Below are 16,215 nucleotides of genomic sequence, written 5' to 3' on the forward strand. Positions count from 1 at the left end.
AACTGAAATGAACTTATTTTATTAATTGTATTGCTTACAGAATTGTATTCCTACAGATAATTAATTTTAATTCGTTATATAAGAATTCTATTAATATTTGGATGATATATTGAGAAAAATTTTCATTTGTTCATCATTTAAACAATACTAATTTTTTTTTTGATTTTAGTTATTAATTAGAGTTCCTTACTATAAATTTAACTTTTGAATTCTAAGTTATGTCAGAGAGTACCCTTACGGAGTCAGAAACTTCTAAATCCATCTTGGCCAAAGTTTAGTATGATACTTAATGAGATAACGAGAGCTAACAAGAGGAATGATTGTGTGAATCAAAAAACCGTTGGAATGCTAAGCAGTTATACAGGATTACAAAATAGACGAGATTGGTTATGGAAACAAACTCCTCAACCTTTTGGTTTTTGGGACAACATTCAAATGTTAGCGAATGATCCTCATCCCGATTTCTTATTATTATATCAGTTTGATTTTCCCTTAGCACCTTCCCCTAAACCTTGGTGGAAACGTTTGCGAAAATCTCAAGTTTCATCCCTTAATATTCCTGCTTTACTAAGAGGCGTTCCCAAAGAGCGAATCATTTATTTATTAAGAGAACCTCCTCTAGAAGAAGTTATTAATAGAAACTGTGCTAATTATAATAACGCTAGTGATTATTGTGGATATGTATCTGGACCTGATAACTTTGCTCCTCACCCGAATTATATGCCTGCAATTTGGTATATTAATCATGAGTTTGATGTTTTAGATAAGGGGAATATACCTGAAAAAGTTAAACGGTGTAGCTGGATAACTTCAGGTATTAATCGCACGGAAAATCATCGTCATCGTCTCGCTTTTTTACAGCTATTAAGGGATAATAATTTTGATTTTGATTTATATGGTAGAAATTTACCTAAGCAAACAAAAAGTCAAGGTACTTTAGAAAATAAATGGCACGGTATGGCTCCATATTATTATAATTTGTCTATCGAAAATTATGCTGATAATGAATGGTATGTAAGCGAAAAATTATGGGATGCTTTGTTATGTTGGTGTTTGCCCATTTATTATGGGGGAAGTGCAGCCGATAAATTATTGCCCCCAGGTAGCTTTTTAAGATTGCCCAGTATGGATGAAAAAGGACTACAATATATTAGAGAAGTGACGGCTAGTTTGGATGCTTGGCATGAGGCTAAAAGTGCGATCGCTGAAGCCAGACAAATTATTCTTCATGAACTTAATTTAATGAATTGGTTATCTGATTTTGTGAAAAATTTTTGAATAGTTTAACTATTATTAAATATGGATGGAATTTGTACGTTAGGCAATGATTACGTTTTTGATCAAGTTGTCGCTTTACTGAACAGTATTGAAGCTATTTATGAACAAAAAATGCCCGTTTGTATTTATCCCTATGATGATAACATAGAAAAGTTGGCAACGGAAATTGCCTCCCGTCCCCAGGTAATATTGTACGATGATTCTATTTCTATAAAACGATGGGATAGCTTTGCTAAAGCAGTTTGGGATACTCATCCTACAGCACGTAAAACCTGGGAAAAAGCAGGAAGTAAAGGTTATCATCGGTTTGGAACCCATCGCCGTTATTGTGCCTTTGATGGGCCTTTTGATCGTTTTATTTATATGGATGCTGACACAATTTTAATGAGTCCTCTAGACTTTGTTTTTGCTGAATTAGAGAATAAAGATTGCATTGTTTATGATTTTCAGCATAAAGATTTAACTCATGTTTATGATGTTAACTCAAGCAAGTTAACAGAAGTATTTTCAGAAGAAAGATTAAAGCAAGAAATTTTTTGCTCAGGATTCTATGCCTCAAAACAAGATTTGTTTTCTGAAAAAAAGAAACAAGAATTAATTAATTCTTTAAAAGAAGGGGAAGCGGAAATATTATATTGTATGGCACCGGATCAAACGGTAATTAATTATATGATGATGCGGTCAGGTTTTTCTATTTATAATTTAGCTTTAAACTTACCTCAAGAGAAAAAAACAGGATGTTGTGTTACATCTTCTCATTTTGAAAATAAAAATAATACTCTTTACGATAAAGATAATCCATTAACCTATATTCATTATATTGGTATTTCTTCACAGATTTTTAGAAAGGTGTGTGAAGGAGAAAATATTGATTTTCCCTATCGAGATATTTTTTTACATTATCGTTACTATAACAACCCAGAAAAATTACCTCAATTTAATCAGAAAGCTGTATATTATCAACAAAAGCCTAATCTAAAAGAAAAAATTCTTAAAAAATTAGGATTGAATTAATAGAGGAAAAAATCATGACCCGTGGGATTTATATTACTGCCAATGATAAAGTTATTGAACAAGCGATCGCCCTCTTAAAAAGTATCCGATTTTATGATAAAAATACCCCCGTTGTTTTAATTCCCTATGATGATAATTATCAAGTTATTGCTCAAAAACTAAATGAAGATTTTGATGTTACAGTTTATCCTGATTTAGAGTTCATTGAAAGATTGTCGATTAAATTACAAACTATTTTTGGAGAAAACTTTTTTGCTCGTCCTAATCAATTTCGGAAACAAGCTTGTTGGTTTGGTGAATTTGATGAATTTCTCTATATTGACACAGATATTGTCGTGTTTAAAAAAATAGTTGATGATTTAAACTATTTTACAAATTATGATTTTATTTGTTATGATTATCAACATAAAGCAGGAATTCGTAATGTATTTTCTCAAAAAGTAATTGAAGATAAAGTGTTTACAGAAAGTGAACTAAGGGATATGTTTAACGGTGGATTTTGGGCATCAAAAAAAGGATTAATGTCCGAAGAAAAAATTTACAAAATTTTTGAAGAATGTGCAGAGAAAATTGACTATTTTGACTTTACCTATAAAACTTCCGATCAACCGATTATCAACTACATGATTTTAAAAAATGTTGAAAAACGGTTTAATTTAGCCCATGAACCCAATAAAAATCCTGGAAATTGGGCAGGAAGCGGTCATTTTAAACAAGAGGGTAATCAATTAATTGATCCAAGTAATAATCAACCTCTTCATTATTTACATTGGGCAGGAATTAAAATTAAGCCAGGGTGTCCTTATTGGGATATTTGGAAACACTATCGTTATCTGGGAGAAATAGCACCCGATGATGCAGAATTGATTAAGTCAGAGACAGGAATCAAAACACAATTATTGCAACAAGTCAAGAAGATTTTAAAGAAAAAATAACCTATAATTTAAGTAATAATAATTTTTGTTGTAGCAGACAGTTTAATCATGGCCAGAGACTTACGGGGATTTATTAAGCAATTAGAAGAAAGAGGACAATTGCGACGGATCAGTAGCTTAGTTGATCCTGATTTAGAAATAGCAGAAATCTCCAATCGGATGTTGCAAGCAGGGGGTCCAGGGTTACTCTTTGAAAATGTAAAAGGGGCTAAGTTTCCTGTTGCTATTAACTTAATGGGAACTGTAGAAAGAATCTGTTGGGCGATGAATATGAAACACCCCCAAGAGTTAGAAACCTTGGGAGAAAAATTAGCGATGCTACAACAACCCAAACCTCCGAAAAAAGTTTCTCAAGCTATCGATTTTGGTAAGGTTTTATTCGATGTTGTTAAAGCAAAACCCGGCAAAAGTTTCCTTCCTCCTTGTCAACAAGTGGTCATTGAAGGGGATGATGTTGATCTCAATACTTTACCCCTCATTCGTCCTTATCCTAAAGATGCAGGGAAAATTATTACTCTAGGACTGGTAATAACCAAAGACTGTGAAACAGGAACTCCTAACGTGGGGGTATATCGCCTTCAGTTGCAGTCAAAAAATACCATGAGTGTTCACTGGTTATCCGTTAGAGGAGGAGCCAGACACTTGAGAAAAGCAGCTGAAAACGGCAAAAAATTAGAAATTGCCATCGCGTTAGGGGTTGATCCTTTAATTATTATGGCAGCAGCTACTCCTATTCCCGTAGACCTCTCAGAATGGTTGTTTGCTGGATTGTATGGCGGTTCAGGGGTCTCCTTAACTAAATGTAAGACTCTTGACTTAGACGTACCCGCCGACGCAGAATTTATTTTAGAAGGAACCATTACCCCCGGAGAAGTGTTACCAGACGGACCCTTTGGGGACCACATGGGCTATTATGGCGGAGTGGAAGACTCCCCCTTGATCAACTTCCATTGCATGACCCATCGCAATGACCCTATCTATTTAACCACCTTTAGCGGTCGTCCTCCCAAAGAAGAAGCCATGATGGCGATCGCTTTAAATCGGATTTACACCCCCATTTTAAGGCAGCAAGTCTCAGAAATTACAGACTTTTTCTTACCAATGGAAGCCTTAAGTTACAAAGCTGCGATTATTTCTATTGATAAAGCTTATCCAGGGCAAGCAAAACGCGCGGCCTTAGCGTTTTGGAGTGCCTTACCTCAATTTACTTATACCAAATTTGTTATTGTGGTGGACAAGGACATTAATATTCGAGATCCTCGACAGGTTGTCTGGGCCATCAGTTCTAAGGTTGACCCTTCCAGAGACGTTTTCATCCTACCCGAAACCCCCTTTGATACCCTTGACTTCGCCAGTGAAAAAATTGGCTTAGGGGGAAGAATGGGCATTGATGCAACGACTAAGATGTATCCCGAAACCGATCATGAATGGGGAGAACCCTTAGAGTCCGATCCTAATGTTGCTGCGATGGTGGATCGCCGTTGGGTTGAATATGGTTTAGGGGATATTGTTTTAACCGAAGTCAATGCCAATCTATTTGGTTATGATATTTCATAATTTGATGATAACCCCCCTTAAGAAGGGGGGGAGGGGGGAGCTTATTCCGCAGCTACAGGATAAACGCTAACCTTTCTACGACTTTTGGTTTTATACTCAAAGGTCACGATCCCATCAATTAAAGCGAAGAGGGTATCATCGTTACCTCGTCCCACGTTATTGCCTGGGTGAACTCTGGTTCCCCGTTGGCGAATGAGAATGTTGCCGGCTTTAACAACTTGACCACCGTAGCGTTTAACTCCCAGTCGCTGAGACCGAGAATCTCTTCCGTTTCTGGTACTTCCTGTTCCTTTCTTGTGAGCCATAATTCCTTATCTCTGTTGTAATAGTATGTCTATTGTAAGATTATTCTTCGGTGTCTGAGGTTGTCTCTGCAATAACAGAGCCATTAAGACTAATAGAATTAATCATTAAACGACTTAATTCTTGACGATGGCCTCGTTTTTTACGAGTTTTCTTTTTAGGACGCATCTTGTAAACAATAACTTTCCGTCCTCGTCGTTCTTCAAGAACATTTCCTTCGACAGTTGCCCCTTCGATATAAGGCTGTCCAATGGTTATCTCATCATCATTATTGATCAATAAAACCTTATCAATGACATAAGAACCATCTTCGTTGGCACTGAGACGATTAATATCATAAAAACGGCCGGGTTCAACGCGGAGTTGAGTTCCCCCTGCCTCGATAATAGCGTAGCTCATAATTTTGTCCTTGTTTTAGTTGCCGTACAGGTAGCTCAAAGTCTAATGCTTCAATCGATTATGCTTTGTGCTTTTAGCGATGTCATAACCTGATCCGAGCATCGAATCAGACACACAATCTATGATTATAAAATATTTTAAGCAAGTCCGTCAAACTCACGGACTGTGGTGTGAGAAGTTCGCAGTTACGATTGCCTTAACTTAATGGTCATCTCCAAAATCAATAAATACCATACCTGTTTTCTTATCCGTTAACCATTTCCTGTATTTTTCGTAAATTTCGATCCCTGGTATAGCTTCTTTAAACTCTTTCGGTTGTTTATATTCACTGGGGGGATGTTCTTGACGAATACCGATGACAGCTTGATAAGGTTTATACCATTTTTGCATCACTTTAATTAAGTCATCAAACTTCATATGAGAAATGCCGTGTCGATTGGCTAAAGCAATAAACTGAATCATCAACCCATAGGTTTCTGGGGTACTTTGCCGTTCAGAGAGTCCAATAATGTCCCGTAATTTTTCAAAGAGACCATAATTAACCCTAACCAAAGAAACTAACCCTTTGAAGTCTAATAAATCTTTTTTTCCTAGACTTTGGATTAAATTAGAGATAATCCGTAAAATAGAATAGTCGGCAAGTTGATAAGTTTTGAAAAGAGATAATAATTTTAACCCTAATTCATTATCTGATAACTGATCGAGATATTTAGCATAGTTTTGTAAGGCCGTTCTTCCTTCTTCTGTTTTAATTTGAGGAAGAAGATCAGCTAATCTCATTTGAACTTGTTCACGAAAGGTGACTGCATTCTCATGATCCAATAATAAACGTTCGACAAAATTATAAAATTCTTGTTGTTTAGTCCCACGATACCGTAATTCTGTTTGGTCAATGGAAATAAAACAATCTTTAGCATCAATAGCCACTTTCAGCAGTTGTAAACTTTCATATAATCCTTGATACTCATGAAGTCCCTTACGCAGTAAATACTGCATTTTAACAAAGATTAAAAATTCTTCTTGTCCAAATTTGTCATTATCAATAGTCTCGGCTGTTTTTGCAAATACTCTAAGATCAGTCATCTCCCGATTATGCAAAAAGAGCGCACTTTCTGAGACTTCTTGTTTACTAAACTTTCCTAGTAAGTCTTCTACAAGACTATCTTCTCCTATGACAGAACGATTCCACCAAGGAGCATCCTTATGGGACTCTGGGGAGAGGGAGGTAATAGGAGTATCAGTCTTTTTGTTCATCAGGGTTTCTCCTCTGGAGTTGTAGATTACGCATCGGTTAGGATTGATTATCAGTAGCCTGAAATAGCCATCAAGACAGTCGATAAAATTAAAGGATATAGTTGCTCAGATGACACTGAATATGGCCAGGGTTTAGACTACAGTTCTATGGTTCCCACAAATTCTTATCAAAGTAACATCTCTGTCTAAACTTATGATCAAAAGTTTTTGAGAACCCATTTCTTTCCCTTTTGAAAGTGATGACAAAAATTAATAAGCTATTAGTCCTTATCATTTTTGGGTGAATATTGAATATTATTTGTTTAGGTTTTATTGAAAATGAATCCTGTTTTATTTTTCCCCAGTTGAAACAATTTGCCAACTGAGATAACTATGAATCTTCTAAGGAAAATATTTTAATAATCTGTTAAGGTGTACTTAAATCTACTGACGCTTAAATATCCTAATGAATCAATTTCCATCTCTTCCTGTCATTAGTGTCGAAGAATTGGCTCAACGGTTAGACCAAGACTCTGATGAGTTACAATTAATCGATGTCAGAGAACCAGAAGAAGTAGCGATCGCTTATATCAAGGGATTTGAAGTCTTGTCTTTAAGTCAATTTGAACAATGGTCTCATGAGATTGAGCAGCGTTTTGATCCTCATAAAGAAACCTTTGTGCTTTGTCATCACGGAATGCGATCAGCCCAAATGTGTCTTTGGTTACTTAACAACGGTTTTACAAATGTTAAAAATGTATCGGGAGGAATTGCAGCTTATGCTGCCAGAGTTGATGCTAAGATTCCTCAATATTAATGACTAAAAACTGCTTTAATATTAACAACCATTTTAGTAAGTCTTAGAGTGACTTCTCAAACCATTATGAATGTTACTGCTTTATTAAATCAACGTCATCAAGACATTTTACGAGCTACAGTACGACATTATATCGCCACAGCAGAACCAGTTGGCTCAAAAACCTTAGTGACAGAATACGATTTTAGTGTGAGTTCAGCAACCATTCGTAATACTTTAGGAAAACTAGAAAAAGCAGGTTTTTTATATCAACCTTATACCTCAGCCGGTCGTATTCCTTCTGATTTTGGTTATCGAATTTATGTCGACAACTTAATGACTCCTAATAAAAAAAGAGCTAAACAAATCAAACAAAATTTAAGTCAACAACTCAAGCAAAAAACCTATAATTTTGAAACAGCTTTACAAAGAGCAACCCAAATTTTAGCTAACTTAAGTGGTTATATTGCTTTAATTACTTTACCTCAAACCTCTCCTAATCAATTACGTCATCTTCAACTCATCCCAATTTCATCAAAACAAGCCATGCTATTAGTGGTAACAGATAGTTATCAAACCCAATCAATTGTTGTGGATATTCCCACGACTCTAGGTAGAGATAACGAAGAGAATCAAGAGTGTTTAGAGGAAGAGTTACATATTCTTTCTAATTTTTTAAATAGCCAATTAAAAGGGAAGTCATTATTAGAATTGAGCCAGTTAGATTGGGAAAAAATTGATCAAGATTTTATAAACTATGCAGATTTCTTAAAAAGTTTACTCAAACAACTCAAAACTTATCTAAAAACATCAGTTTCTACTCAAATGATGATTCATGGAGTTTCAGAAGTTTTAAGACAACCTGAGTTTTCTCAATTACAACAGGTTCAAATGTTACTTCATTTATTAGAAGAAGAACAAGAAAAACTTTTACCTTTAATTCTAGATATTCCTGAATTTGAATTATCAAACCGACGAGTTACCCTAAAAATTGGGACAGAAAACCCGTTAGAATCGATGCGTCCTTGTAGCTTGATTTCTGCAACTTATTGTCAAGGCAATATTCCTGTAGGAAGTGTAGGATTAATCGGTCCGACTCGAATGTTATACGAAAATACGATCCCTTTAGTTGAGTCAACGGCTGACTATTTATCGGAAGCTTTAGGCGCAATCAATTAATAATAAAATGATATAAAATTGTTTTCAAAATTCAATAAGTTTGAGTAAAAAATGAATAATTATTAATTATTCATTGATAAACTTGTCACGGTTTCCCTGGTGCTGTTATATTAAAATACTCATGAGTTGAAATCGAGGTCAATCTTTGCAAAAGTTATTAAATATTGCCAAAATTATCGATACTATCAACGAATGGATAGGAAGGTTAACTTATTGGTTAGTTCTCCTCATGATTTTTGTAGGGGTTTGGAACGTTATTGGGCGTTATTTAGGAAGATTTATTGGACAGAATTTAACCTCTAATGCCTTAATCGAAGTGCAATGGTATTTGTTTGATCTTGTCTTTCTTTTAGGTGCTGCTTATACGCTTAAACATGATGAACACGTTAGAGTTGACCTTTTCTATAAAGATTGGCCACCAAAACGAAAAGCTTTGGCTAATTTTATTGGTGTTTTTATATTTTTAATTCCTTTTTGTTTAATGATAATTTATTATTCTTGGGGAAATATTGTTAATTCTTGGAAGATTTTAGAAATGTCTTCTGATCCAGGTGGACTTCCCCGTTATCCTATTAAGTCCATGATAATTGTAAGTTATATCTTACTGATTTTTCAAGGACTAGCTGAAGCAGTTAAAAATTGGGCGATATTTACTGGTCAATTAATTCCCCAGGAGGAAAACCATGACCTTAACATATGATTGGTTGGGGCCTTTAATGTTCGTAGGAGCATTAATTTTACTTTCTTTTGGTTATCCTGTTGCTTTTTCTTTAGGCGGAGTTTCTATTATTTTTGCCCTTATCGGCGTAATTTTAGGGGCATTTGATCCCGTTTTTTTAAGTGCTTTACCGAGTCGAATTTTTGGCATTATGGGAAACTATACCCTCCTAGCTATTCCCTATTTTATCTTTTTGGGATCGATGTTAGAAAAGACAGGTATTGCCGAAAAATTACTGCTCACAATGGGCATTTTATTTGGAAGATTACGCGGTGGCCTTGCATTAGCTGTGGTTATTGTAGGTGCTTTATTAGCAGCAACTACGGGAGTTGTAGCAGCAACAGTGGTAGCTATGGGTTTAATTTCGTTGCCTATTATGTTGCGTTATGGATATAACAAAGAATTGGCATCTGGGGCGATCGTTGCATCAGGAACTTTGGGACAATTAATCCCTCCGAGTATCGTTTTAGTGGTATTAGCCGATCAACTGGGTATTCCTGTAGGTAGCTTATTTATTGGCTCCATTATTCCAGGATTAATGATGGCTAGTGTCTTTGCAATTCATGTTATTGTTGTTTCTTTAATTCGCCCAGATGTAGCTCCAGCTTTGCCTCCGGAAGAACGAAATATTAGTAAGAAAGCATTAGTTAAACAGGTAATTCAAGCGATGCTTCCTCCTCTATTATTAATTTTATTGGTGTTGGGAAGTATCTTTTTTGGCATTGCGACTCCCACCGAAGCTGGTGCAGTGGGTGCATTGGGAACTATGATTTTAGCTGCTTTTAATAAGCAATTAAATTGGGTTACTTTAAAACAAGTTTGCGATGCTACTTTACGCATTAGCACAATGGTGATTTTTATCCTTTTTGGATCAACTGCTTTTAGTTTGGTCTTTCGAGGTGTTGATGGGGATCATTTTATGTTAGAAATTTTAACCACTTTACCAGGGGGAAAATATGGTTTTTTGGCAGTTAGTATGTTAACTGTGTTTATTTTAGGCTTTTTTATCGACTTCTTTGAAATTGCTTTTATTGTCATTCCTATTTTTAAGCCAGTTGCTGAAACATTAGGGATAGATTTAATGTGGTATGGTGTTATTTTGGCTGCTAATTTACAAACGTCTTTCTTAACACCTCCCTTTGGTTTTGCTTTATTTTATCTTAGAGGAGTGGCTCCACCAGAGTTAAAAACAGAAGATATTTATCGTGGTGCTATTCCTTTTATTTTGCTACAACTTTTAGTATTAATATTAATTATTATTTTTCCTTCTCTGGTTAGTTTTTTACCCTCCTTAAGTTCAGCAAGAGGTTAAGCTTATCTTATTCTAATGTTAGAAGACGCAACCCAACCTACTTCTCCTTTTAATCTTCCTTCTAAAATTTCAACTTTTGTCACAAAGTTTATAAGGCTATTTGTTTACAGTTCGCATAAGATTTTGACTTTAGCTCCAGACTCAATTAATCCTAATTGATCCTCTTTTTTGCTAATAATAATATTGGTTTTTTTCCAAGCTAACGTTTCACCATACATAGAATTTTCTACAATGGCAATTCTATTATTAATTTGCGTAGAGTCTTGTTCACACTCAGAAGGAACCTCAGTATTTTGAGCATTAATAGGATAAGATAAAGATAAAATAAGTAGTAAGCTGAGCCAAAATGCTTTTGATTTTAGTAAATTCATGATAGTTTAAAAAAGGTCAGTATTTTTAGAGTATCTCAACTTCTTAAACAGACATAATCAACAGATCACAGATATTCTCTGATATTCATCACTTTAATAATTCACTAATGAATGTGGAGTTGACAAATATACTTGAATATGATGTGTGTTAGTAATACATTAAGATTTGTAAGGTTTAAGAAGATATGTCAAAGAAGGCGATCGCAGACTGATATAAATAGGAGTATGGGACAGTCTTGATTGCAGCTAGGACGCTACAAACGCTCGACACTGGAACTGGCTAGTTGCTGTTTATTAGTAGGAGGTATATATATGATCAACCCATTGGTTTACGAAATTGGTACATTATTGCTTGTTTTAGGAGCTTCTGGTATCAACTATCGACAACTTCGTAAGAGTCGTCTAAAACAAGAAGCAAGCTTATTAGATCAGCAAAAACAGCTAACCCAAGAAAAAGAAAGTTTAAGAGAAAAATTGCAGGATCTTGATGGCATTAATGAAGGACTGAAACAAAAAAATCATCAGTTACAACAAGATTATACTAATATCAAGCAACAAGTAACAGCGTTAGAGGAAAATGTTAGTCAATTACATGAAGAGAAAAATAATTTATCTAAGACTATTAAACAAGAACAGGATAAAGTTAATGTCGCTCAACAAAATAATCAATCATTACAGCAACAAAAAGATCAATTAGAAACCACTTATAAAAAAGATTTATCTAATCTCGAACAAAAACTCGAAAGTCTCCAAAAAGATCATGAGACAGCTAAGACTCAGTTAAAAGAAGCTAATCAAAATAATGATTCTTTAAACCAAGAGTTAAAAACAATTATAGCTAAACGAGAAGAACTAGAAAACAGTTTAAATGAACAGCAAGAAACTATCACATCTTTGGAGAACCAACTAGAAACTATATCTCAAGAAAAAAATAGTTTAGAAAAAGAACTGCAACAGCAGATTAAAACGATTACGGAAGCAAAAGAATCTGCGGAAAATAGTTTATCTCAACAACAAGATACTGTTGCATCTTTAGAGAAACAACTAGAAAGCGCATCTCAGGAAAAAAATAGTTTAGAAAAAGAACTGCAACAGCAGATTAAAACGATTACGGAAGCAAAAGAGTCTGCGGAAAATAGTTTATCTCAACAACAAGAAACTATCGCATCTTTAGAGAAACAACTAGAAAACGCATCCCAGGAGAAAAATAGTTTAGAAAAAGAACGACAACAGCAGATTAAAGCTATTACTGAAGAAAAAGAGACTTTGCAAAATAGTTTAAAACAACAACAAGAAACTGTCACATCTTTAGAGAAACAACTGCAGTCTCTTGAAAAAGAAAACAATAGCTTACAGAAGCAACAGGAAGAAAGCAATAAAGTGTCTCAGAAAAAAGATGAACTCGAAAAACAACTTAAACAGAAAGAAGAAATAGTTACTAAATTACAAAATCAACTAGAAACAATACAACAAGAAAAAGACACAATTGAAACTCAGTTAAAACAAGAAATTGAAAAAATCACTGAAAAATCAAGTAAAATAGAAGCAAAGGAAAACATTTCTGGTGTAAAAAAAGAAACTGAATCAAAAGAAAAAGAAGAAGAAAACCAAGAAAAAGTAAAAAATGAAATCGCTTTCGATGGCAAAAAACTGGTTGTTGTCGGTAGTCTCGATAGCATGAATAGAGAAACAGCTAAATCTTTAGTTCAACAAGCAGGAGGAACTTTAACCAGTTCTCCCAGTTCTAAAACTGACTATGTTGTGGTTGGGAAAAATCCTGGTGATAAACTAAAAAAAGCACAAAAATTAGGCATTTCTCAACTATCAGAAAATCAGTTTCTAGAAGCATTAGCAACCGTAGGGATAACAGAAACAAACCCCGAATAAAGAGATAACTTGTTATCAAAACAACAAAAATGATAGGCTAAAAACTAAAGTCTATTATTTAAAGCGTCTTAAGAATAACCTATGAATACTTGGCGCGATCGCCTGAATAAATTTACTGGAAAAACCCGTTTTGTGGTTTGTCGTATTTTCGTCCATCTTGCTGGAGATGACATTGCGCCTTTATTGGGAATCCTCAACAGCGCAGGGAGAAACGCCATAGACGCAGAAGGGGACTTAGAGGTGATTGGAGAAGGTTTAGTTCAAATTTGTCAAAATCTTCTCCAAATGAGTCTTTACTGGCAATCTGCTGGTAATGAGGGAGACTTTTTTTGGCAGGAGGGAGAAGCTGGCGACTATTTCACCGAATTGTTCACCGACTCAGCACAACGTTACTTAAGTGAAGTTTCCCTATCCCAAGAAGATGACAATATCCCTTTGTCCTTTCCCGTTACTCGTAACTTGGTGGTCATGATCACCGTAGCTTTTACAGGAGAAGAACCAGACTTAGAAACCAATTTAGCCGATAGAGAAGCTTTAGAATATGGTTTAAAAGCCTTAATTAACCTTCACTACCAAAACCGTTTAGAAGCTATACAAATTCACTATTCTCCGGCACAGTTTGGAGACGAACTTACCAACGATCAATTATTACTCAACTTTTCTGAACTGATACCCCTATGATGATGCGTAAATTATTAGCTATTTTCTTATCCATCACCCTGTGTTGGACTACCGTTGCTTGTAGTTCTCCCACCTCCACTCAATCTTCTTCTCCCCAGACCAATAATACAACCGTGACTCCTCCTAACCAAGTCACAGAAGGACGTTACCCTGTACAACAAGCAGAATATGATGATGCTGATGGGACTTACACCTTGATGTTGTTGAATACTCCTGCGGGAAAACCTCCTATTTATCGAACTCAAAACCTACAAATGGCTAGATTAACCCCCGAAGCAATAGAAAAAGGGGAAAGTACCTATCTAGAAGTCACAGGAGATCAAGCAGTGATGCACCTTACCGAAGATTTTAAGATAGAGTATGTCCACACCGTCACCGAAACCCAACCCAACCCCCAAACAGGACAACCTCAAACTGTTGTCGTGCGTCGGGAGTCGAATTTTTGGTCTCCGTTTGCTGGTGCATTAGCCGGTCAAGCGTTGGGTAGTTTATTGTTTAGGCCGCAATATTATTTTCCTCCCGTTTATCAATCAGGAGGAATAATGACGGGTTACGGAAGTTATGGCAACACTTATACTCAGGCCAGTCAACGTTATCAAAGTAAATATAATGCACCCCCTCCAGCTGTAAAAAATCGTCAAACCTTACGCACCACCGGGAACCTCAACCGTTCCTCTTCTCGTTCCACTACTAACCGTAGCAGACAGTCTCCTAATGCAAGTAAGTCTAGTGGTTCTGGGTTTGGGTCAAGTAAATTAGAAAGTAGTGGTAACTCTCGCTCTAATACTCGACGACGTTCAGGTTTCGGTAGCAGCAGTCGTTCAAAATCTGGTTCCCGTAGTCTTGGCAGACGGAGACGTTAAACAAATCTGAGTTCGGTGTTAGGAGTGCGGAGTTATTCTTTTTTCAAACTTTTGTTCGTTATCCGTACATTCCCTTTGATCGAATTCAGTTATAACCTGTTAAACAGGTTATAACTTCTGAGAAAGTCTTGAGCATCTAAAATTACTACACTTCCCAAAGCATAAGAAGCCACTGTAAGTTAAGGAAATAGGCAAAAATAAACCTAATTTTATCCAAGGTACAAGATGTAAGTTATGTTAAATTGCTATAAAGTGTAAAGCCGTCATTATCTGACGGAATTTAATAAATTAGTAAAAGATTAATGAAGCGTATTTTTATAACAGGATCTAGCGGTTGTATTGGTCATTACATGGCCGAATCTTTAATAAACGGAACGGATCATGAGCTTTATTTTTTAGTGAGAAATCCTGAAAAATTGCAATTTCGTTATCAAAGTCGTCCTAATGTTCATCTAATTATTGGTGATCTACAAAATATTGAAAAATTTAGTGAGTTTTTAAAGACCGTTAATGTTGCTATTTTAGCTGCAACCAGTTGGGGGGGGATTAGTGAATCTTTTGAAATTAATGTAACTAAAACAATTGGGTTAATGAAGCTATTAGATCCAGAAGTTTGTGAGCAAATTATTTACTTTTCTACAGCGAGTATTTTAGATAAAAATAATCAACCTTTATCCGAAGCAGGAACATTAGGAACCAATTATGTAAGAACAAAATATGAATGCTATGTGCAGTTAAAAGAGCAACCATTTTATGACAAAATAACCACAGTTTTTCCTACTCTAGTATTCGGTGGTGAACCCAATAAACCCTATTCTCATCTATCCGGTGGGATACAAGATGTAATTAAATGGATTGATTTAATTCGTTGGTTTAAAGCCGATGGTAGTTTTCATTATATTCATGCTAGAGATATCGCTAAAATCATTAAATATTTAGTAGACAATCCTTCCAGTGAATTAGAGCATCAAAATCTTGTATTAGGTAATAAAAAAACAACGGTCAATGAAGCGATAGAGAAAATTTGTAACTATCTTAATAAAAAAATTTATTTTCGCATTCCCTTATATATTTTCTTAGTCAACTTTTTTATCAAAGTCTTTCGCTTACGCATGGAAGACTGGGACTATTTTTCTATTAATTATCGACATTTCACTTACAAAGATACCGTAACTCCTGCAAGCTTTGGCATGGAAAATTACTGTACAACTATTGAAGATGTCATGAAACTAAACGGGGTTTATCCTCAAAAGAATTAAGAATTAATCCATTGTTTGTTAAAATATTCATAGGTTAAACTTCTAATTAGATTTTATGTCCCTTTGCTAAGTGTTGAGGGACTATTTTTTTCAAATCGTGAACATACTTGTTGAGAACAGGTAACAGAAAACTTCTACAACTTATTTAAACTGGCTATAGCCTTCTTTCGTAACTCTGGGTAAACCCTGATGATTTTTAAGTTCTAGAACTCTTTGATAATAAGCGATCGCTACTTGATTTTCTAGATAGTTAGTTTGTTCTCACATGAAACCCTCAGCAAAAACGATCCAAAGCATACCGAAAGATAAAGTAAACTAAAAGAAGTAAGAAAATAACATTCAATAGTAACCAAACAATTTAAAAGCCTTATGTTTGATGCTCTCGCCGATCGCTTAGAAGACGCTTGGAAAAAATTACGGGGTCAAGATA

16 protein-coding genes are annotated in these 16,215 nt (G+C 35.2%); 12 read left to right on the top strand and 4 right to left on the bottom strand.

Annotated elements, in window-relative coordinates; all coding sequences use genetic code 11:
• Nucleotides 1-324 precede the first annotated feature (324 nt).
• The 4 genes from CY0110_RS21340 to CY0110_RS21355 are packed head-to-tail and all read left to right on the top strand — an operon-like array spanning nt 325 to nt 4,784.
• Entirely contained in the window at nt 325-1,278 is a 954-nt protein-coding gene (locus tag CY0110_RS21340; RefSeq protein WP_008277641.1) for a glycosyltransferase family 10 domain-containing protein, read from the top strand.
• A 21-nt stretch (nt 1,279-1,299) separates the two neighbouring features.
• Nucleotides 1,300-2,292 carry an Npun_R2821/Npun_R2822 family protein gene (locus CY0110_RS21345; RefSeq protein ID WP_008277642.1) on the top strand — a complete coding sequence of 331 codons (993 nt, stop codon included), beginning with the start codon at nt 1,300-1,302 and terminating at the stop codon, nt 2,290-2,292.
• 14 nt (nt 2,293-2,306) lie between these two features.
• Nucleotides 2,307-3,227, top strand: a complete 921-nt coding sequence (locus tag CY0110_RS21350) for an Npun_R2821/Npun_R2822 family protein (protein ID WP_008277643.1) — start codon at nt 2,307-2,309, stop codon at nt 3,225-3,227.
• Between the two features lie 48 nt (nt 3,228-3,275).
• Entirely contained in the window at nt 3,276-4,784 is a 1,509-nt protein-coding gene (locus tag CY0110_RS21355; protein ID WP_008277644.1) for a UbiD family decarboxylase, read from the top strand.
• 41 nt (nt 4,785-4,825) lie between these two features.
• Here CY0110_RS21355 and rpmA read toward each other — a convergent pair whose 3' ends face one another.
• The 3 genes from rpmA to CY0110_RS21370 form a co-directional block, all read right to left on the bottom strand.
• Entirely contained in the window at nt 4,826-5,089 is a 264-nt protein-coding gene (gene rpmA, locus CY0110_RS21360) for a 50S ribosomal protein L27 (protein WP_008277645.1), read from the bottom strand.
• Between the two features lie 40 nt (nt 5,090-5,129).
• Nucleotides 5,130-5,486 (bottom strand): 50S ribosomal protein L21, encoded by a 357-nt coding sequence (gene rplU, locus CY0110_RS21365; protein WP_008277646.1) that lies wholly within the window; start codon nt 5,484-5,486, stop codon nt 5,130-5,132.
• 201 nt (nt 5,487-5,687) lie between these two features.
• A complete protein-coding gene (locus CY0110_RS21370) occupies nt 5,688-6,740 on the bottom strand; it encodes a hypothetical protein (RefSeq protein ID WP_008277647.1) in 1,053 nt (350 codons plus the stop codon).
• Between the two features lie 445 nt (nt 6,741-7,185).
• On the opposite strand from CY0110_RS21370, the gene CY0110_RS21375 reads away from it, so the two are divergent.
• The 4 genes from CY0110_RS21375 (at nt 7,186) to CY0110_RS21390 (ending at nt 10,724) form a co-directional block, all read left to right on the top strand.
• A complete protein-coding gene (locus CY0110_RS21375) occupies nt 7,186-7,536 on the top strand; it encodes a rhodanese-like domain-containing protein (RefSeq protein WP_008277648.1) in 351 nt (116 codons plus the stop codon).
• Between the two features lie 66 nt (nt 7,537-7,602).
• Nucleotides 7,603-8,694 (top strand): heat-inducible transcriptional repressor HrcA, encoded by a 1,092-nt coding sequence (hrcA, locus tag CY0110_RS21380; RefSeq protein ID WP_035800272.1) that lies wholly within the window; start codon nt 7,603-7,605, stop codon nt 8,692-8,694.
• A 145-nt stretch (nt 8,695-8,839) separates the two neighbouring features.
• Nucleotides 8,840-9,394: a TRAP transporter small permease subunit gene (locus CY0110_RS21385; protein ID WP_008277650.1), complete on the top strand. Its 555-nt coding sequence runs from the start codon at nt 8,840-8,842 to the stop codon at nt 9,392-9,394.
• The gene (locus CY0110_RS21390) at nt 9,378-10,724 is read left to right on the top strand and encodes a TRAP transporter large permease (RefSeq protein WP_008277651.1); all 1,347 of its coding nucleotides are present in this window, start codon (nt 9,378-9,380) and stop codon (nt 10,722-10,724) included. The genes CY0110_RS21385 and CY0110_RS21390 overlap by 17 nt, the downstream gene beginning before the upstream one ends.
• A gap of 104 nt (nt 10,725-10,828) precedes the next feature.
• Here the strand turns inward: CY0110_RS21390 and CY0110_RS21395 are convergent, their stop codons facing one another.
• Nucleotides 10,829-11,095, bottom strand: a complete 267-nt coding sequence (locus tag CY0110_RS21395) for a hypothetical protein (protein ID WP_008277652.1) — start codon at nt 11,093-11,095, stop codon at nt 10,829-10,831.
• A gap of 312 nt (nt 11,096-11,407) precedes the next feature.
• On the opposite strand from CY0110_RS21395, the gene CY0110_RS21400 reads away from it, so the two are divergent.
• The 4 genes from CY0110_RS21400 to CY0110_RS21415 all read left to right on the top strand — a co-directional run bounded on the left by CY0110_RS21400 (nt 11,408) and on the right by CY0110_RS21415 (nt 15,785).
• Entirely contained in the window at nt 11,408-12,982 is a 1,575-nt protein-coding gene (locus CY0110_RS21400) for a BRCT domain-containing protein (RefSeq protein ID WP_008277653.1), read from the top strand.
• Between the two features lie 81 nt (nt 12,983-13,063).
• The gene (locus tag CY0110_RS21405; protein WP_008277654.1) at nt 13,064-13,663 is read left to right on the top strand and encodes a DUF1517 domain-containing protein; all 600 of its coding nucleotides are present in this window, start codon (nt 13,064-13,066) and stop codon (nt 13,661-13,663) included.
• Nucleotides 13,663-14,526 (top strand): hypothetical protein, encoded by an 864-nt coding sequence (locus CY0110_RS21410; RefSeq protein ID WP_035800275.1) that lies wholly within the window; start codon nt 13,663-13,665, stop codon nt 14,524-14,526. Before CY0110_RS21405 ends, CY0110_RS21410 begins: the two co-directional genes overlap by 1 nt.
• A gap of 302 nt (nt 14,527-14,828) precedes the next feature.
• On the top strand, nt 14,829-15,785 hold the full coding sequence (locus CY0110_RS21415; RefSeq protein WP_008277656.1) for an NAD-dependent epimerase/dehydratase family protein: 957 nt from the start codon (nt 14,829-14,831) through the stop codon (nt 15,783-15,785).
• Nucleotides 15,786-16,215 lie beyond the last annotated feature (430 nt).

Origin of the sequence: Crocosphaera chwakensis CCY0110, from assembly GCF_000169335.1 — a bacterium.
Lineage (GTDB): Bacteria > Cyanobacteriota > Cyanobacteriia > Cyanobacteriales > Microcystaceae > Crocosphaera > Crocosphaera chwakensis.

Coding starts and splice junctions, on each gene's coding strand:
- rplU (WP_008277646.1), bottom strand. CDS start 5,486: ATGAGCTACGCTATTATCGAGGCAGGGGGAACTCAACTCCGCGTTGAA.
- CY0110_RS21395 (WP_008277652.1), bottom strand. CDS start 11,095: ATGAATTTACTAAAATCAAAAGCATTTTGGCTCAGCTTACTACTTATT.
- CY0110_RS21350 (WP_008277643.1), top strand. CDS start 2,307: ATGACCCGTGGGATTTATATTACTGCCAATGATAAAGTTATTGAACAA.
- CY0110_RS21415 (WP_008277656.1), top strand. CDS start 14,829: ATGAAGCGTATTTTTATAACAGGATCTAGCGGTTGTATTGGTCATTAC.
- CY0110_RS21345 (WP_008277642.1), top strand. CDS start 1,300: ATGGATGGAATTTGTACGTTAGGCAATGATTACGTTTTTGATCAAGTT.
- rpmA (WP_008277645.1), bottom strand. CDS start 5,089: ATGGCTCACAAGAAAGGAACAGGAAGTACCAGAAACGGAAGAGATTCT.
- hrcA (WP_035800272.1), top strand. CDS start 7,603: ATGAATGTTACTGCTTTATTAAATCAACGTCATCAAGACATTTTACGA.
- CY0110_RS21405 (WP_008277654.1), top strand. CDS start 13,064: ATGAATACTTGGCGCGATCGCCTGAATAAATTTACTGGAAAAACCCGT.
- CY0110_RS21355 (WP_008277644.1), top strand. CDS start 3,276: ATGGCCAGAGACTTACGGGGATTTATTAAGCAATTAGAAGAAAGAGGA.
- CY0110_RS21390 (WP_008277651.1), top strand. CDS start 9,378: ATGACCTTAACATATGATTGGTTGGGGCCTTTAATGTTCGTAGGAGCA.
- CY0110_RS21375 (WP_008277648.1), top strand. CDS start 7,186: ATGAATCAATTTCCATCTCTTCCTGTCATTAGTGTCGAAGAATTGGCT.
- CY0110_RS21400 (WP_008277653.1), top strand. CDS start 11,408: ATGATCAACCCATTGGTTTACGAAATTGGTACATTATTGCTTGTTTTA.
- CY0110_RS21410 (WP_035800275.1), top strand. CDS start 13,663: ATGATGCGTAAATTATTAGCTATTTTCTTATCCATCACCCTGTGTTGG.
- CY0110_RS21370 (WP_008277647.1), bottom strand. CDS start 6,740: ATGAACAAAAAGACTGATACTCCTATTACCTCCCTCTCCCCAGAGTCC.